Below are 16,577 nucleotides of genomic sequence, written 5' to 3' on the forward strand. Positions count from 1 at the left end.
GGTGGAATCAGCGCCTATGGGAACAGGAGGAAACGACATGTCGCCGAGCGGTATACCGCGGAGCGGTCCGGTCATCAGCGAGACCGAGGCCGAGGACCTGCTGCGATGTATCTGCTTCAAGACGGGCCCACCCCGCACGGTCGGGGTGGAAGTGGAATGGCTCGTCCACGAGCTGCGTGACCCGCGGCTCCCCGTCCCACCCGAACGGCTGACCCAGGCCGTCGACACCGTACGGTCCCTACCACTGGCCTCGGCCATCACCCTCGAACCCGGCGGGCAGCTGGAGCTCAGCTCGCCTCCCGCCGACTCCCTCATGAGCTGCGTCGACACCCTCTCGGCCGATCTGCGCATGGTGCGCGGCGCCCTCTCCCCTCTCGGACTCTCTCTCAGCGGTTACGGGGTCGACCCCTGGAACGCGCCGCGCCAGCGGCTGCTGCGCGAGCCCCGCTACGACGCGATGGAGACCGCTCTCGACCGTACGGGCCCGGCCGGCCGGGCCATGATGCGCGACTCGGCGTCGGTGCAGGTCTGTCTCGACGCGGGCCACGAGGAGCCGGGGCCGCTCGGCTATCACCGGCGCTGGCAGTTGGCCCATCTGCTGGGCGCGGTGCTTGTGGCCGCCTTCGCCAACTCCCCCGTCCACGGCGGGCGCCGGACCGGCTGGCGCTCGACCCGGCAGGCCCTGTGGACGGACCTCGACCCCGCACGGGCGCTCGCCCCGGACCCGGACGGTGAGCCGCGGGGCGCCTGGGCGGCGCACGTGCTCGACACCCCGGTGATGTGCGTACGCGGCGAGGGCGACGCACCGTGGCACGTTCCGGAGGGGCTGACCTTCCGGGAGTGGCTGCGTACGGGAAGTCCCCGGCCGGCCGACGAGGAGGATCTGCACTATCACATGACCACGCTCTTCCCGCCGGTGCGGCCCCGCGGGCATCTGGAGTTGCGGATGATCGACGCTCAGCCCGGACCCGACGGATGGATCGTGCCGGCGGCCGTGACCACGGCGCTCTTCGACGATCCCGAGGCGGCCGAGACCGTCTACCGGGCCGTCAAACCCCTTGCGGAACGCGCGGGTTCGTTGGCCGCTCCGCGCAATCCGCTCTGGCTCGCGGCGGCCCGGGACGGGCTGAAGGACCCCGAACTGCACGCCGCCGCCCTGGTTTCCTTCGCGGCCGCGCTGGAGGCACTGCCCCGGATCGGGGCGAGCCCGGCCGTCGTCGGAGCGGTGGCCGCCTTCCACGAGCGCTATGTCCTGCCCGGCAGCTGTCCCGCCGACGACCTTCTGGAGGTGGCGTCATGACCGTGACCGACGACCCCACGGCTCTGCGGCGGCGGGCGCTGGAGGCGCTCACCACCGCGCGGGCCCGTACCGCACTCCTCACCTCCTGTGTCGAGGACGACGAACTCACCGCACAGCACTCTCCGTTGATGTCTCCGCTGGTATGGGACCTGGCCCATATCGGCAACCAGGAGGAGCAGTGGCTGTGGCGGGCGGTCGCGGGGCGTGCCGCGCTGCGGCCGGAGATCGACTCGATCTACGACGCCTTCGAGCACCCGCGCGCCTCGCGTCCGACGCTTCCACTGCTGCCGCCTGCCGAGGCCCGCGCGTACGCCTCGGACGTACGGGGCCGGGTCCTGGACGTCCTGGAGCGGACCCCGTTGGAGGGGCGGCCGCTGGTGGAGGCCGCGTTCGCCTTCGGGATGATCGCCCAGCACGAACAGCAGCACGACGAGACCATGTTGATCACCCATCAGCTGCGGAAGGGTCCGAAGGCGCTGACGGCTCCCCCGCCGCCGGCCACGAACACCGACCCGCTGCCGGACGAAGTCCTGGTTCCCGGCGGCGCGTTCACGATGGGCACCTCGGACGAGGCGTGGGCGCTGGACAACGAACGGCCCGCGCACACCCGGGTCGTCCCGTCGTTCTTCATCGACACCGTGCCGGTCACCAACGGCGCGTACATGGCGTTCCTGGCCGACGGCGGCTACGCGGACGAGCGCTGGTGGCAGGCGGAGGGCTGGGAGCAGATCCGCAGGCACGAGATCGGCGCGCCGCTGTTCTGGCGGCGGGACGGCGGACAGTGGCTGCGCCGGCGGTTCGGGGTGACGGAGCCGGTGCCCGAGGACGAGCCGGTGGTGCACGTCAGCTGGTACGAGGCGGACGCCTACGCCCGCTGGGCCGGGCGCAGGCTGCCCACGGAGGCCGAGTGGGAGAAGGCGGCCCGGCACGACCCGACGTCGGGTCGCTCGCGCCGCTATCCCTGGGGCGACGCCGATCCCGCGCCCGAGCACGCCAACCTCGGGCAGCGGCATCTGCGGCCCGCCCCGGCCGGCAGCTATCCCGAGGGCGCTTCACCGCTCGGGGTACGGCAGTTGATCGGGGACGTATGGGAGTGGACGTCCAGCGACTTCCTGCCGTACCCGGGGTTCACGGCCTTCCCGTACAAGGAGTACTCGGAGGTGTTCTTCGGCCCGGCCCACAAGGTGCTGCGCGGCGGGTCGTTCGCGGTGGACCAGGTGGCCTGCCGGGGCACGTTCCGTAACTGGGACCTGCCGGTGCGCCGGCAGATATTCTCCGGATTCCGGACCGCACGAGATGCGGAGCTGGCCTGATGTGCCGTCATCTCGCTTATGTCGGACCGTCGGTGGCGCTCGGCGAGCTGCTGACGCAGCAGCCGCACGCGCTGTACCGGCAGTCCTGGGAACCGCGCCGGCAGCGGTACGGAACGGTCAACGCGGACGGGTTCGGGATCGGCTGGTACGCCGAAGGGGACCCTGTTCCGGCCCGCTACCGGCGGGCGGTGCCGATCTGGGCCGACCCCTCGTTCGCCGATCTCGCGCGCGTGGTGCGCGCCGAGGCGTTCCTCGCGGCCGTACGGGACGCGACGGTGCCTGGGGCGGACGGGGAGGCCGCAGCGGCCCCGTTCGCCTCCGGGCCGTGGCTGTTCAGCCACAACGGGGCGGTACGGGGCTGGCCCGGCTCCCTCGCCCCGGTGACGGCGACGCTGCCGGCCGCCGAGCTGCTCGCCCTGGAGGCTCGTACCGACTCGGCCCTGGTGTGGGCGCTGGTGCTGCACCGGCTGCGGGCGGGCGACGGCCTGGACCGGGCGCTCGCCGACACCGTGGCGGAGGTCGCCGCGGCGGCCCCCGGCTCGCGGCTGAACCTGCTGCTCACCGACGGGGCCACCGTCGCGGCGACCACCTGGGGCGACTCCCTCTGGTACCGGACGGAGCCCGGTCCGCCCGGCGCCGCCCGGACGGTCGTCGCCTCCGAACCGTACGACGACGATCCGCGCTGGCACGAGGTGCCGGACCGCACGCTGCTGACCGCCACCCGTACTGACGTCACCCTCACCTCGCTCAAGGAGCCGTCCCCGTGAGCCCGTTCCAGCTGACCCGCACCCTCCCCGAGGACGCCACGGAGGCGGCTCTGCGCGCCGATGTGCTCCACGGTCTGACCCGTACGCCGAAGGAGCTGCCGCCGAAGTGGTTCTACGACGCGCGCGGCAGTGAACTGTTCGAAGAGATCACCCGGCTGCCCGAGTACTACCCGACCCGGGCCGAGCGGGAGATCCTGATCGCCCGGGCGCCCGAGATCGCGGCGGCGACGGGGGCACGGACCCTGGTCGAGCTGGGGTCGGGATCGTCGGAGAAGACCCGCTATCTGATCGACGCCCTGCTGCCGGAGCTGGACAGCTACGTTCCGGTGGACGTGAGCGAGTCGGCGCTGCACGGGGCGGCCGAGGCGCTGCTCGCGGAACGGCCGGGGCTGCACATCCACGCGCTGGTCGCCGACTTCACCCGGGGCCTGGCGCTGCCCGGGACGCCGGGTCCTCGTCTGGTGGCGTTCCTCGGCGGCACGGTCGGCAATCTGCTGCCCGCCGAGCGCGAGGTGTTCCTGCGCTCGGTGCGGGCGATGCTGGCGCCGGGCGACGCCCTGCTGCTAGGCACGGACCTGGTGAAGGACGAGGCGACGCTAGTCGCCGCGTACGACGACGCCGCGGGGGTGACGGCGGCGTTCAACAAGAACGTCCTCGCCGTGATCGCCCGGGAGCTGGAGGCGGACGTCGATCCGGCCGACTTCGACCATGTCGCGTTCTGGGACCGGGACCGGGAGTGGATCGAGATGCGGCTGCGGGCGCGTCACGCGCTGACGGTGAAGATCCCGCAGCTGGATCTCGTGGTGCCGTTCGAGGCGGGTGAGGAGATGCGTACGGAGGTGTCGGCGAAGTTCCGTCAGGCCGGGGTGCGCGCGGAGCTGGCCGGGGCCGGACTCGAACTGACCCGCTGGTGGACGGACAAGGAGGGTCGCTTCGCGCTGTCGCTCTCGACGGCTCGCTGAGCCGCCTGAGCCAGCGCACGACGGTTCGGATACTGGATCGTGGATATCGGATCCAGTATCCGGATCTCGGCGGTGAGTCCGCGGGCCGCCACGATCCGCCAGAGCGAGGCCGCCAGCGGATCCTCCCCGACGAACGCGGCGGGCCCCACCGGCCGGTACACCAGCCGAACCGGAAGCACCGGCGCGGACGCGTCGAGGGCGGCCTGGAAGGCGGCGTGCCGGAAGGCTCCCCCGCCCCGCCCGCACCAGGTCGACCCCTCAGGGAAGACGACCACCCGGCCGCCGCCCGCCATCGCCCCGGCCATCGTCCGGACGGTGTCGGGCAGGGCGCGGAGCCGGTCACGGTCGATGAAGAGAGTGCCGCCCCGCGCCGCGACCGGGCCGAGCACCGGCCAGCCCCGGATCTCCCGCTTGGCGAGCATGCGCCCGGGAACGACGGTCGCGACGAGCGGGACGTCCAGCCAGGAGATGTGATTGGCGACGACGAGGAGCGGCCCGTCGGCCGGGGCCGGGACCCCGGTGACCTTGATCCGGACGCCGAAGGCCCGGATGACCAGCCGGCACCACACCCGTACGAGCGCCCGCCGGCCGGCCGCCGGCAGCAGCGCCGCCAGGGGTGCGCACAGCAGCCCGGCGAGGACGGTCGCGATGCCCGCGACCAGCCGGGCCACGGCCAGGACGGAGCCGGTGGCCGGGCCGGAGTGCCGTGCGCAGGGATCGGGCGCGCACGGCGCCGTCGGCAGCCAGGGAGAGACGGGGCCGGCGGTGGTCACTGCGCCGGGGCGAGGGAGAGGAAGTGGCGCAGGTAGCGGGGGTTGGTGTTGCGCAGCGACAGCAGGACGTACAGGTCGGCGACGCCGAAGTCCACGTCGTGCGCGGGCGCTCCGCAGACCCAGGCGCCGAGCCGGATGTAGCCGCGCAGCAGCGGCGGGAGCTCGACGCGGCCCTCGGGGCGGGTGATCCCGTCGGGGGTCCACAGCTTGTGCGGGGTGACCCAGTACTCCTCGGGGGCGAGGTGCTTGACCTTCACGTTGTCCCAGGTGGCGGCGGCGAGCCCGCCCCCGTCGGCCAGCGGTATCGAGCAGCACCCGGCGAGCCAGTTGTGGCCGGTACGGGTCATGTAGCGGGCGAGCCCGGCCCAGATGAGGGCGATGACGGCGCCGTTGCGGTGCGCGGGGTGCACGCAGGAGCGGCCGACCTCGACCAGGTCGTCCCGGATGGGCCCGAGGCGCCCGAGGTCGAACTCGCTCTCGGAGTAGAGCCGCCCGGCGATCTTGGCACGGTCCGGCGGCAGTACGCGGTAGGTGCCGACGACCTCGCCGGTCGACTCCTCGCGGACGAGCAGGTGGTCGCAGTACGCGTCGAAGGCGTCGATGTCGAGGCCCGGCTCGGGTCCGTCGAGGTGGGCACCCATCTCGCCGGCGAAGACCTGGTGGCGCAGGCGCTGGGCGGCGCGCACGTCGTCCTGGTCCCGGGCGAGGCAGACGATGTAGCGGGGCTGCTCCTCCGTGGGCCGGTCCGCGGCCACCGGCTGCGGCTGCGCCGGGACCCCCACGAGGGGGGCGGCTCCGACGAGCCGGGCGGCGGGGGCGCTCGCGAGGGGAACACCGGCGGGGACGGGGACAGCGGGTGCGACAGTGGCTGCGGGTGACGGTGCGGGCATGTCGGGCCTCCGGCGTACGGAAGGGGGACGGTGAGGGCCGGACCGGGTGAGCGGTGGTCCGGCTCCTTACTTCTTCCGTGGCCGATTGGATTCGACATGACCGTTCGGCGGATCGTGGGTGTGTAAGCGCTGAATGCTGGTCGGCGGAGCCGGCCGTTCGATGCTGCTCCCGGCCACTTCAGCGCGGCTCCGGTTACTCGGCGAGGACCTCGCTGATCCGCTCCGAGGCCGTCCGGGCGGCCTTCTTCGGGTCCTCGCCCTGGAGCACGGCCGTCATGTAGGGCTTGATCGGGTTGGCGGCCTCGACGTCGGCCCACTGCGGCGAGTTGGGTGTGGCCCTGCCGCGCGCGGCGCCGACGGCCATGACGGCGGTGGCCTCCTGGCCCTGGACGACGGAGGCGAGGGCACTCTTGTTGGGGACGTAGTTCATGGCGCGGGCCAGTTCCGTCTGCCACTGTTCGCCGGCCAGGGCCTTGACGACGTCGATCGCGGCGTTCCGCTCGGGCGCGTTCTCCGGGACGATCAGGTCGGAGCCGCCGGTGAAGACCGCACAGGGCTGTCCGGCCTTCTTGCCGGGTATCGGGAAGAAGCCGATCTTGTCCTTGAGTTCCGGGCTCGCCTTGGTGATGGCGGCGACGGCGCTCGGGGTGGCGATGATCTGGGCGACGTCGCCCTGGGCGAAGACCTCGGCCTGCGGCGGGGTCTGCTCGTCCGCGTCCTTGGGTCCGGAGCCGAGGGACTGCAGGTCCTTGTAGAAGTCCATGCCGCGCAGGGCGGCGGGGCTGTCCAGGGCGCCGGTCCAGTCGCCGCCCTTGTCCTCGGCGAGCTCGCCGCCCTCGTCCCAGATGAACCCGGCGAGCGTGTACCAGTCCTGGCCCGCGAGGTAGATGCCCTGGGAGCCGTTGCGGTTGAGCTTCTCGGTGTCGTCGAGCCACTGGGCCCGGGTGGCGGGGGGCTTGGTGAGGCCGGCCTGCGCGAAGAGGTCCTTGTGGTAGATCACCACACGGTTGGCCGCGTACCAGGGGATGCCGTACTGGGACCCGCCGATGCGGCCGGGTTCGGCGAGGCCGGGCAGCCAGTCCTCGCTGCCGAGGTCGCGTACGGACTCCAGGGTGAGGTCGTAGAGCTTGTCGGTGTCGGCGTACTGGGCGACCTGGGTGTTGCCGACCTCGATGACGTCGGGGCCGCCCTCGCCGCGGATCGCCTCGGTGACCTTCTTGCCGATCCCGGTCCACTCCTGGAACGTGAACTCCAGCTCGACGCCCTTGTGCTCGGCCTCGTACGCGGTGGTGAACCGCTGGAGGAAGTCCTCGCTGACGCTGTCGCGCATCAGCCAGACGTTCACCGTTCGGGTCCCGTCGGCGGAGCCGGGAAGGAGCCCGCAGCCCGCCAGGGCGAGAGCGGTAGCGGCTGCCAGCGGACAGACCAGGTGGCGGTTCTTCACGTAGGTCACCTTCTGCGTTCCATGAATGGAGGACGGCATGGGGAGCTGACCCGTCGTGGGGGGACCGAACGGCGTGTTCGTGCGGGTTGCGTGGGCTGGATTCTGGTCTGGACCAACGGAGGCGGTCAAGCCCGTGACGATCCGGTTCCGGGCGGGCGTGCGGGGCACGCCCGCCCGTTACCGAGGGTAGGAACGCGGATCCGAGCGCTACGGGGTCGGGACCGAGTCCTCGAAGGCCGTGCCCGCCGTGCGGTAGGCCGCGACCTTGGCGGCCACCTGCGCCGGGGTCAGGACCTGGTCCTTCACGTGCAGGACGTAGTCGACCTTCTGGTCGTAGGAGCGCGGAGTGGTGGAGGTCTGACCGGCCAGGTCGATGATCCACTGGTTGAAGTTGATGGACATCGGGCGTTCGGGCAGGAAGCGGGCGTCGTGCCGGGCGAACTCCTGGCCGTCGACGTAGTAGACGATGGTGTTGTCGTCGATGGTGAGCACGAGGTCGTGCCAGCCGGCGTAGCTCGTGCGCACCTCGGTGTGCTGGGTGACCGACTCCCAGGGGTCGGGCCGGTAGGTCTCCCACGAGGTGGTGTAGAGGATGTTCGCGGGCTCGCCCCAGCCGCCGTTGGGCAGGTACTCGAAGTCGTACTCCGCGTAGTCGTCCGCCATCGGGGCCTTGAGGTCGTTGATGGTGAAGAAGGTCTGGACGATCCTGTCCCCGTCCGGGCCGGACAGCGGGGCGTCGGAGAACCGGACCCGGGCGGCGTACGTGCCGTTCCGGAACTTCATGGACCGGGTGAGGATCTCGGTCTGCCGGGTGGATTCGGCCGTGCCCGCGGTCGAGGTCCGCAAGTTCATGATCGAGTTCGTACCCTCCTTGGCGAAGGTGACGTTCTCGGGGGCCCAGCCCGCGCCGGGGACGCCAGGGCCGCCGGAGTTGGAGCGCACGCTCCAGCCGTGGGCGGCGATCGCCGGGTCGGTGTGCGCGGTGTAGTCGAAGTCGTCGAACAGGGCCGGGCCGTTGGCGGGCGGCGGGGTGGTGGGAGGGTCGGTCGGCTCGTTCCCGGCGGGGGCGGTGCCCCAGACCTGGACGCCGCCGACGGTGGCGGTGACCTTGCTCCAGTTCGCGTAGGTGGTCTGGGTCGGGCCGAAGGAGTAGTCGTCGCTCTGGTCGAGCTGCGCCCAGTTGGAACGGTTGAAGCGCAGCTGCATGTCGCCCGTGTCGGCGCCGGGGGCGAGACTGCCCGCGCCGGCGGTGAAGCCGACCTCCAGGTAGCGGTCCGCGGTGGCGGTGGGGTTGGCGAGGGTGCCGAAGGTGCCGGTGAGGTTCGCGCAGCCCTTCACCGCCCAGGAACAGGCGTAGCTGTACGAGGCTCCCGCGTCGGCCTTGAAGTAGTACCGCAGCTTCACCTGGCTCAACGGGACGCCGGCCGAACCGGTGTTGACCACCTTGAACCAGGGCTCGACCTGGTCACCCCCGGTGGCGCTCTGCCGGTACTGGACGGTCACGGCCTCGCCGGCCGCGGCGGCCGGGAGGGCGGTCAGCGCGGTGGCGCCGAGCCCGGTCACGGCGGCGACGGCGAGCGCGGCGCGCATCCGCAGGCCGCTGACGGCCCGTCGGTCACCCGTCGGCGCGGGGTTCGTCGACGCGGGGTTCGTCTCTTCGGTACTCATGAGTTGTCCTCTCCTTGGGCGGAGGTGGGGGAAGGGCGGCGCGGCACCCGGAGGGTGTCGAGCCGGGTCCGGTGGTGGCGCAGCCGTGCCTCGAAGCCGGGCCAGTCCCGGCGCCCGGTCCACGCGGTCTCGGCCAGGGCGCAGAGCCGGGGGAAGGCCAGGTACTCGGCGTGGGCGCCGGTGGGGACGTACTCGGTCCACAGCTGGGCCTGGGTGCCCAGGACCCGCGCGGACTCGTCGGGGCTCCAGTGGGCGGGCGCGGGGTCGGTGCCGAGCACGGCCCGCAGGTCGACGACGGCTCCGGGCTGGCCGGGCGGCTCGTCGGGGCTCGCCGACTGGGGGTAGTCGAGGTAGGTGGAGCGGTAGGGAGCCATCACGACCTGGTGGCCGCGGCGGGCGGCGGTGCGGCCGTGGGCGGTGTCGCGCCAGGGCATGACGGTGAAGTACGGCGGGAGGTCGGCGCCGGTCTCGGTCCAGCCGAGCGGGTGGCGGCCGGCCTTGACGAGATGGCTGCCGATCCGCTCCATGAACCAGCCGTGCAGGGCGTCGGGCCCGTCGAGTCCCTCCTCGGCGGCGCGGCGGCGCGCGGCGGGCGAGGCGTGCCACTCGGTGGTGGGGCACTCCTCGCCGCCGACGTGGACGTACGGCGAGGGGAAGACGTCCATGACCTCGTCGAGAACGTCGCGGCAGAAGTCCAGGGCCTCGTCGTGGACCCCGAGGACGGTGTCGCACACGCCCCAGCGGTCCCAGACGGGGAGCGTACGGTCCGGCCGGTTGCCGAGCGCGGGGTAGGCGGCGAGCGCGGCCCTGACATGGCCGGGCATCTCGACCTCGGGCACGACGGTCACCCCGCGTTCGGCCGCGTGCCGGACCAGGGCGGCCAGTTCGGCGCGGGTGTAGGCGCCGCCGTGCGGATGGCCGCCGATCTCGGTGAGCCGGGGGTGGGCGGCCACCGGCATGCGCCAGCCCTGGTCGTCGGTGAGGTGGAGGTGGAGGACGTTGAGTTTGTGGAGGGCGAGCAGGTCGACGTATCTCCGGAGGAAGGAGACGGGCCGGAAGTGGCGGGAGACGTCGAGCATGGCCCCGCGCCAGGGGAACCGGGGGACGTCGGTGATCTGGACGCAGGGCACGGACCACTCGACGCCGGGGGCGGGATGGTCGAGAAGGACTTCCACGGGCAGGAGTTGACGGAGCGTCTGGACGCCGGCGAGCAGACCGCGCGGGTCGGCGGCCCGTAACAGGACCCCGTGGGCGCCGACGGTCAGGCCGTATCCCTCGTCGCCCAGGCCGGTGAGGGCGGGGTCGACCGCGAGGACGACGGGACCGTCGGGACGCTCGGACAGCGGCAGTCCGGTGGCGGGAGCGAGCAGGGTGCGCAGCAGCTCGGCGGCGCCGTGGGCGCCGGGGCCGACCCTGAGCGCGGTTCCCTGGTCGAAGGTGAACCTGCCGGGCAGCTGGGTGAGTTGGCTGGGCTCGGGCACGAGTGGGGGTGGGGGCATGGTGGCTCGTTATCCCTTCACGGCTCCGCCTGTCATCCCGGCGGCGACCCGGCCCTGGAGGACCAGGAAGAGGACGAGGACGGGCAGGGCGAAGAGGGTGGAGGCGGCCATGGTGGCGCCCCAGTCGGTACCGAAGACGTTGGAGAAGGAGGAGAGCCAGACCGGCAGGGTCCGGTCGTCCTGGTTCTTGATGATGAGCATGTTGGCGAAGGCGAACTCGTTCCAGGCGGTGATGAATCCGAAGAGCGAGGTGGCGAGCAGCCCGGGGGCGAGGAGCGGCAGCGTCACCCGGCGGAACGCCTCGGCGCGGGTGCAGCCGTCGACCTGGGCGGCCTCCTCGAGTTCGGCTGGTACGGCGGCGAGGAAGGAGCGCAGGGTCACGATGGTGAAGGGCAGGGTGATCATGAAGTAGATCAGCGTGAGGGTCGCCAGCCGGTCGAGCAGGCCGGCGTCCCGGGCGATGACGTACATGGGGATCAACAGCGCTTCCCACGGCGCCATTTGGGCGATGAAGACCATCAGTACGAAGCCCCGGCGGCCGCGCCAGCGCAGCCGGGCGACGGCGAAGGCCGCGCCGAGCGCCACGACGAGCGCGAGGAGTACGCAACCGACCGTGACGATCAGGCTGTTGCGCCAGAAGAGCCAGAACCCGTCCGCCTCGACGGCGTGTGCGAAGTGCTCCAGGGTGAGCGAGGAGGGGAGGAAGACGGGCGTCTCCGCCTGGATGTCGGGGGTGGGTTTGAAGGCGGTGAGGACCATCCAGTAGACGGGGAAGACGGCGAGGACGAAGACGATCGACGCGGCCGTGTTCAGGGGAAGTCGGCGCAGGGCGCGGGGAGTCACCGGTCGGCCTCCTGCCGGAGCAGCTGACGGAAGTAGGCGATCAGTACGGCGACCAGGATGAGCACGGTCAGGGTGGAGACGGCCGAGCCGAGGTCGTAGCGGTGCAGGGACTGGGCGACCCGGTACGCGTAGACGGGCAGCGTGGTGGTGGCGTCACCCGGGCCGCCGCGGGTGACGGCCCATATCTGGGCGAAGCAGCGGAAGACCCAGATCACTTCGAGACAGAGGACCAGTCCGAAGATGGGGCGGAGCAGGGGCAGGGTGATCGAGCGGAAGATCCGCCAGGCCCCGGCACCGTCGAGCCGGGCCGACTCGTACAGCTCCTCGGGCACGGTCAGCAGGGCCGCGTGCAGGGTGATCGCGGCGAACGGGACCGACTGCCACACCACGAGCAGGACGAGGACGGTGAAGGCGGCGGTGCCGTCGGCGAGCCAGGAGTAGCCCTCGTAGGAGCTGAACCCGAGCCGTACGAGCACCCAGTTGACGACGCCGAGGCGGGAGGCGAAGAGCCATTGGAAGACGGTGGTGGTGGCGATGACCGGGCTGGCCCAGGCCAGGACGAGACCGCTCGTCACCAGGATCCGCATCCGCCGGCCGAGCCGACGCATCATCAGCGCGACGAGTGTGCCGATCACCATGATCAGGACGACGTTGATCAGGGTCCACCAGAAGGTGCGCCGGACGACCTCCCAGAACTCCGGGTCCGAGAGCACCGTCGTGTAGTTCGCGAAACCCACGAACGGGGCGCCGCCCCGGATGAGTTCACCCATTCCGTAGTGCTGGAACGAGATCAGCAGATTGCGGACGAGGGGGTAGCCGAGGAGCAGGGCGCCGCCGAGGACGGTCGGCGCGACGAGGAGGTAGGGCCAGAGGGCGGCCCGGCGCCGCCCGCTCACGAGCCGAGGGTCTTGGTGATGCTCTCCGACGCGTCCTTGGCCGCCTGCGCCGGGGCGGTGCCGGTGAGGACTGCGGTCATGTACTGCTTGATCGGGTTGGTGGCCTCGACGGCCGCCCACTGGGGGGAGTTGGGGGTCGCGCGGCCCTGCGCGGCGCCGGCGGCCATGGCGGCGGTGCCCTCGTCGTCCTGGATGACCTTGGCGAGCGAGGTGCGGTTGGGGACGTAGCTCATCGTCTTCGCCATCTCCGTCTGCCACTTCTCGCCGGCGAACGCCTTGACGACCTCGTACGCGGCGTCGGGGTCGGCGGCGGCTTCCGGGACGATGAGGTCAGAGCCGCCGGTGAAGACGGCACCCGGCTTGTCCGCCGTTCTGCCGGGTATCGGGAAGAAGCCCAACTTGCCCTTGAGCGCCGGGTTGGCCTGCTCGACGATCTTCGCGCCGCCGGGCACGGCGATGATCTGCGCGACATCGCCCTTGGCGAAGACGTCGGCCTGCGGGGGCTTTGCCTCGTCGGAGTCCTTGGGCCCCTTGCCGAGGGCCTGGAGCTGTCGGTAGAAGTCCATGCCCGCGAGCGCCTGCGGGGTGTCGAGCGCGCCCTTCCATGCCTCGCCCTCGCGCACGGCGAGGTCGCCGCCCTCCTCCCAGACGAAGCCGGCGAGGGTGTACCAGTTCTGCCCCGGGAGGTAAATCCCCTGCGTCTTGCCCTTGTTGAGCTTGGCGGTGACGGTGAGCCACTCGTCGCGGGTCTTCGGCGGAGCGGTGATGCCGGCCTGGGCGAAGAGGTCCTTGTGGTAGATGACGACGCGGTTGGCCGCGTACCAGGGGATGCCGTACTGCTTGCCGTCGATCTTCCCGGGCTCGGCGAGGCCGGGCAGCCAGTCGGCGCCGTTCAGTTCGGCGACCTTGTCGCTGAGGTCGCGGACCCCGCCGCTCGCCGCGTACTGGGCGACCTGGGTGTTGCCGACCTCGATCACGTCCGGGGCGTCGTTGCTGGCCAGGGCAGCCGTGACCTTCTCGCCGATGCCGTCCCACTCCTGGATCTGGATGTCGAGCGTGGTGCCCTGGTGCGCCGCCTCGAAGTCGGTACGGAAGCGGGTGAGGAAGTCGTCGGTGACGCTGTCCTTCATGATCCAGACGGTGACCTCGCCGGATCCGCCCGCCTTCGGGTCGTCCGTCGATCCGCAGGCGGTGACGGTGAGCGAAAGGGTGGCCGCGAGAGCGACGGGGACGGCGAGGGAGCTGATCTTCACGGGCACCTCGGAGAAGGAGAATTGACCAATTGGTCAAGTGGTCAGCTGCGTGCCCAGAAGGTGGCATGGACCAATCAGGCCGTCAACCCCTTGGAAAATATGCGCCGTTCACAGACCATCAGCTCGGAGACTCTGGCTAGGATTGGTCTTACCAGCTGACCAGTCAGGGGAGCCCCAGGGAGAACGTATGAAAGACAGCCCCTCGCACGGTGTGCTGAAGCGGGAGCGGGTACGGGAGCATCTGCTGGGCCTGATCGAGGCACGCGGACCCGGCGGGGCGATCCCGTCCGAACGCACGCTGTGCGCCTCGCTCGGCGTCTCGCGCCCCACGCTGCGCGCCGCCGTCGACGAACTCGTCGCGACGGGTGTGCTGGTACGGGAGCACGGGCGCGGCATGTTCGTCGCCCCGGCCAAGATCACGCAGCAACTCGTCCCGTACGACACGGCGTTCACGGTGCCCCGGGCGGCGGGCACCTGGTCGAGCCGGGTGCTGGAGTCCGCGCGGACGACGGCCGGGGCGCGGATCGGCCGGAAACTGCGGATCTCCCCGGGGGCCGAGCTGCTCTACATCGCCCGGCTCCGCCTGGTCGACGGCTCCCCCATGGCGATCGAGCACCTGCACATCCCGGCGGAGCTGCTGCCCGCCGCGCTCACCCTGGAGGAGCTGGAGGCCGGCGATCTCTACGAGCATCTGCGCGACCACCACCGGATCCATGTCCGGGAGGCGACGCAGTCCATCGAACCCACCGTCGTCAGCGAGGACGAGGCGAAGCTGCTCGACATCCCGGTGCTCTCCCCCGCCCTGCTGATCGAGCGCCTCACCCTGGACACCTCGGGACGGCCGGTCGAGTACGTCCATTCGGTGTACCGGGGCGACCGCTACCGGATCGTCTCCCGGCTGGACTTCACCCAGGACGGCGTCGTGACCTCCTCGACGGAAGGGGACGCCTACTGACCGCCGGGAGCGGGTGCGGAAGCGTCCGACGTGTCGCGGACCGGGGCGGGGTGGGGCACCGTGGAGTGACCCCCACGGAGAGGAATCCGGCCCCCATGTCGAACCACACCTACCGCGTCACCGAGATCGTCGGCACGTCCACGGAGAGCGTGGACCAAGCCATCCGCAACGGCATCGAGCGGGCCTCGCAGAAGCTCCGGGGCCTCGACTGGTTCGAGGTGACGCAGGTCCGCGGCCACCTGGTCGAGGGCGGCATCGGGCACTACCAGGTGGGCCTGAAGGTCGGCTTCCGTCTGGAGGACGGCGACGACTGACGACGGGCGTTCCCGGGGCTGGCCGTCAGGTCCGGCCCGCAGGTCCGGCCCTCACGTCCGGCCCTCAGGTGCGGCCCAACTTCTCCTGGGCGTCCGTGAGCGCTTCCGACGTCGCCGCCCAGCGGGCCCGTACGACCGTGAAACCGGCTGCCTCGGCCGCGTCGCAGACCAGCTCGTCGTCGTCCACGAGCATCCGGATCTCACGTTCGCGGCCGAGCCGGCGCAGGATCTCCACCTTCGTCACGCGCGCGGGGCGGAAGTCCCTGTCGCGCCGCATGTGAAGGGTGCCGTCCGGCAGCGCGTGGGCGGCGAGCCAGGCGACGGTGTCCCGGCGGCAGCGCTCGGGCCGCCCGGTGAGGTACATCACCTCGCACTCCTCGACGGCCTCCCGGCACAGGACGACCCCCTCGGCGAGGGGTGGATCCTGCGGCGCGGCGGCGAAGAAAGCCGCCCAGTCGCGCGGGCGCCCCTCCAGGAAGCGCTGCCGGTGCGCCGTGGAGGCGAGGGTGTTGTCGAGGTCGAAGATGGCGAGGGGCCTGCGGGTACGCGTCACACGGACAGCGTAGGCAATCCCCTCGGGAATCCTCGGCGCCCCCGGACGTTGAACCGAACGTGACTCCTTCTCTCGACGGTATACGTCTCTCCGTCCTCGACCGCTCCCGGACCCTGGAGGGCGAGGACGGTTCCGTGGCGCTGCGGGCGACCGTGGACCTGGCGCGGGAGGTGGAGGCGCTCGGGTACCACCGGTTCTGGGTCTCGGAGCACCACAGCGTGCCGGGCGTGGCCGGGTCCGCGCCCACCGTGCTCGCGGCCGCCGTGGCCGCCGCCACCTCCGCCATCCGGGTCGGGACCGGCGGGGTGATGCTCCCGAACCACCAGCCGATGGTCGTCGCGGAGCAGTTCGGCGTCCTGGAGTCACTGTTTCCCGGCCGGATCGACATGGGCCTGGGCCGTTCGGTCGGGTTCACCGACGGGATCCGGCGGGCGCTAGGCCGGGACAAGGACGACGCCGACCGGTTCGCGGAGCAGCTGGCCGAGCTGCTCGGCTGGTTCACCGGCACCCAGACCGCCCACCCCCAGGTGCACGCCCGCCCGGCCGAGGGCCTGCGGGTTCCGCCGTACGTCCTGGCGACCGGCGAGGGCGCGACGATCGCGGCCGAGGCCGGGCTGCCGCTGGTGATCGGCGATCTGCGGGGCCGGGAGCGGATGCTGCGCGCGATCGACGACTACCGCTCGGCGTTCCGGCCCTCCCCCTGGTCCGCCGAGCCGTACGTCGTGGTCGCGGGCACGATCGCGGTCGCGGAGACCGAGGAGGCGGCGCGGGAGCTGCTGGTCCCGGAGGCGTGGTCGCTCGCGTACTCCCGTACGCAGGGCGTCTTCCCGCCGCTGCTGCCCGCCGAGGCGGTCGGGCGGCTCACCATGACCGAGAAGCAGCGCGGCTTCTTCGAGTCCGGCCTGCAGGGGCATCTTCACGGTACGGAGGAGCAGGTCGGCGACGCGCTGGAGCGGGTGGTGAAGGAGAGCGGGGCGCAGGAGGTACTGGTGACGACCAGTACGCACGATCGCGCGGCGCTGCTCGACTCGTACCGTCGACTCGCCCGCGCGACGGGCCTGCGACCGGCCTGCCGAGTAGCCGAGGGGAGTCTCACCCCTCGGCTCTCACAGAACCGTGCGTAACAGTCTCCCGTTACACGGCTCTT

Annotated in this window: 16 protein-coding genes; 7 read left to right on the forward strand and 9 right to left on the reverse strand. The window is 71.7% G+C overall.

All coding sequences use genetic code 11. From position 1 onward, the window contains the following. Positions 1 to 37: 37 nt before the first annotated feature. From egtA to egtD, 4 genes are read left to right on the forward strand one after another with little or no spacing between them, the layout of a single operon-like run. Complete coding sequence (gene egtA / locus Q5762_RS02525) at positions 38 to 1,300, forward strand: ergothioneine biosynthesis glutamate--cysteine ligase EgtA (protein ID WP_315890210.1); 1,263 nt, start codon at positions 38 to 40, stop codon at positions 1,298 to 1,300. Next, positions 1,297 to 2,613, forward strand: coding sequence for an ergothioneine biosynthesis protein EgtB (egtB, locus tag Q5762_RS02530; RefSeq protein WP_315890211.1), 1,317 nt, complete (start codon positions 1,297 to 1,299; stop codon positions 2,611 to 2,613). Before egtA ends, egtB begins: the two co-directional genes overlap by 4 nt. Then, on the forward strand, positions 2,613 to 3,380 hold the full coding sequence (gene egtC, locus Q5762_RS02535) for an ergothioneine biosynthesis protein EgtC (RefSeq protein ID WP_315890212.1): 768 nt from the start codon (positions 2,613 to 2,615) through the stop codon (positions 3,378 to 3,380). Before egtB ends, egtC begins: the two co-directional genes overlap by 1 nt. Further along, positions 3,377 to 4,342 (forward strand): L-histidine N(alpha)-methyltransferase, encoded by a 966-nt coding sequence (egtD, locus tag Q5762_RS02540; protein WP_315890213.1) that lies wholly within the window; start codon positions 3,377 to 3,379, stop codon positions 4,340 to 4,342. The genes egtC and egtD overlap by 4 nt, the downstream gene beginning before the upstream one ends. Here the strand turns inward: egtD and Q5762_RS02545 are convergent. The 8 genes from Q5762_RS02545 to Q5762_RS02580 form a co-directional block, all read right to left on the reverse strand. Next, a complete protein-coding gene (locus tag Q5762_RS02545; RefSeq protein WP_315890214.1) occupies positions 4,237 to 5,115 on the reverse strand; it encodes a lysophospholipid acyltransferase family protein in 879 nt (292 codons plus the stop codon). The two genes, egtD and Q5762_RS02545, sit on opposite strands and share 106 nt — an antisense overlap. Continuing rightward, positions 5,112 to 6,005: a GNAT family N-acyltransferase gene (locus tag Q5762_RS02550; protein WP_315890215.1), complete on the reverse strand. Its 894-nt coding sequence runs from the start codon at positions 6,003 to 6,005 to the stop codon at positions 5,112 to 5,114. Before Q5762_RS02550 ends, Q5762_RS02545 begins: the two co-directional genes overlap by 4 nt. 193 nt (positions 6,006 to 6,198) lie before the next feature. Beyond that, entirely contained in the window at positions 6,199 to 7,449 is a 1,251-nt protein-coding gene (locus tag Q5762_RS02555; protein WP_315890216.1) for an extracellular solute-binding protein, read from the reverse strand. Between the two features lie 207 nt (positions 7,450 to 7,656). Beyond that, the gene (locus tag Q5762_RS02560) at positions 7,657 to 9,039 is read right to left on the reverse strand and encodes a cellulose binding domain-containing protein (RefSeq protein WP_315890258.1); all 1,383 of its coding nucleotides are present in this window, start codon (positions 9,037 to 9,039) and stop codon (positions 7,657 to 7,659) included. Positions 9,040 to 9,113: 74 nt separating this feature from the next. Next, positions 9,114 to 10,616 carry a beta-N-acetylhexosaminidase gene (locus Q5762_RS02565; protein ID WP_315890217.1) on the reverse strand — a complete coding sequence of 501 codons (1,503 nt, stop codon included), beginning with the start codon at positions 10,614 to 10,616 and terminating at the stop codon, positions 9,114 to 9,116. Positions 10,617 to 10,625: 9 nt separating this feature from the next. After that, a complete protein-coding gene (locus Q5762_RS02570; protein WP_315890218.1) occupies positions 10,626 to 11,459 on the reverse strand; it encodes a carbohydrate ABC transporter permease in 834 nt (277 codons plus the stop codon). Beyond that, positions 11,456 to 12,355 carry a sugar ABC transporter permease gene (locus tag Q5762_RS02575; RefSeq protein ID WP_315890219.1) on the reverse strand — a complete coding sequence of 300 codons (900 nt, stop codon included), beginning with the start codon at positions 12,353 to 12,355 and terminating at the stop codon, positions 11,456 to 11,458. Before Q5762_RS02575 ends, Q5762_RS02570 begins: the two co-directional genes overlap by 4 nt. Continuing rightward, positions 12,352 to 13,608 carry an extracellular solute-binding protein gene (locus Q5762_RS02580; RefSeq protein WP_315890220.1) on the reverse strand — a complete coding sequence of 419 codons (1,257 nt, stop codon included), beginning with the start codon at positions 13,606 to 13,608 and terminating at the stop codon, positions 12,352 to 12,354. The genes Q5762_RS02575 and Q5762_RS02580 overlap by 4 nt, the downstream gene beginning before the upstream one ends. A 187-nt stretch (positions 13,609 to 13,795) precedes the next feature. Between Q5762_RS02580 and Q5762_RS02585 the strand changes: the two genes are divergently transcribed. Together Q5762_RS02585 and Q5762_RS02590 are read left to right on the forward strand one after the other, a co-directional pair. Next, the gene (locus tag Q5762_RS02585) at positions 13,796 to 14,563 is read left to right on the forward strand and encodes a GntR family transcriptional regulator (RefSeq protein WP_315890221.1); all 768 of its coding nucleotides are present in this window, start codon (positions 13,796 to 13,798) and stop codon (positions 14,561 to 14,563) included. A 95-nt stretch (positions 14,564 to 14,658) separates the two neighbouring features. Continuing rightward, positions 14,659 to 14,877: a dodecin gene (locus tag Q5762_RS02590; RefSeq protein ID WP_315890222.1), complete on the forward strand. Its 219-nt coding sequence runs from the start codon at positions 14,659 to 14,661 to the stop codon at positions 14,875 to 14,877. A 64-nt stretch (positions 14,878 to 14,941) separates the two neighbouring features. On the opposite strand, the gene Q5762_RS02595 is transcribed toward Q5762_RS02590, so the two are convergent. After that, positions 14,942 to 15,430: a hypothetical protein gene (locus Q5762_RS02595; RefSeq protein ID WP_315890223.1), complete on the reverse strand. Its 489-nt coding sequence runs from the start codon at positions 15,428 to 15,430 to the stop codon at positions 14,942 to 14,944. Between the two features lie 59 nt (positions 15,431 to 15,489). Here Q5762_RS02595 and Q5762_RS02600 point away from each other — a divergent pair, with 59 nt between their 5' ends. Next, positions 15,490 to 16,554, forward strand: coding sequence for an LLM class flavin-dependent oxidoreductase (locus tag Q5762_RS02600; protein WP_315890224.1), 1,065 nt, complete (start codon positions 15,490 to 15,492; stop codon positions 16,552 to 16,554). Positions 16,555 to 16,577 lie beyond the last annotated feature (23 nt).

This window comes from Streptomyces sp. P9(2023), from assembly GCF_032436795.1.
Lineage (GTDB): Bacteria > Actinomycetota > Actinomycetes > Streptomycetales > Streptomycetaceae > Streptomyces.

Excerpts from the sequence above, each read along its gene's own strand:
- egtA (WP_315890210.1), top strand. The coding sequence starts at position 38 with ATGTCGCCGAGCGGTATACCGCGGAGCGGTCCGGTCATCAGCGAGACC.
- egtB (WP_315890211.1), top strand. The coding sequence starts at position 1,297 with ATGACCGTGACCGACGACCCCACGGCTCTGCGGCGGCGGGCGCTGGAG.
- egtC (WP_315890212.1), top strand. The coding sequence starts at position 2,613 with ATGTGCCGTCATCTCGCTTATGTCGGACCGTCGGTGGCGCTCGGCGAG.
- Q5762_RS02550 (WP_315890215.1), bottom strand. The coding sequence starts at position 6,005 with ATGCCCGCACCGTCACCCGCAGCCACTGTCGCACCCGCTGTCCCCGTC.
- Q5762_RS02560 (WP_315890258.1), bottom strand. The coding sequence starts at position 9,039 with ATGCGCGCCGCGCTCGCCGTCGCCGCCGTGACCGGGCTCGGCGCCACC.
- Q5762_RS02565 (WP_315890217.1), bottom strand. The coding sequence starts at position 10,616 with ATGCCCCCACCCCCACTCGTGCCCGAGCCCAGCCAACTCACCCAGCTG.
- Q5762_RS02585 (WP_315890221.1), top strand. The coding sequence starts at position 13,796 with ATGAAAGACAGCCCCTCGCACGGTGTGCTGAAGCGGGAGCGGGTACGG.
- Q5762_RS02590 (WP_315890222.1), top strand. The coding sequence starts at position 14,659 with ATGTCGAACCACACCTACCGCGTCACCGAGATCGTCGGCACGTCCACG.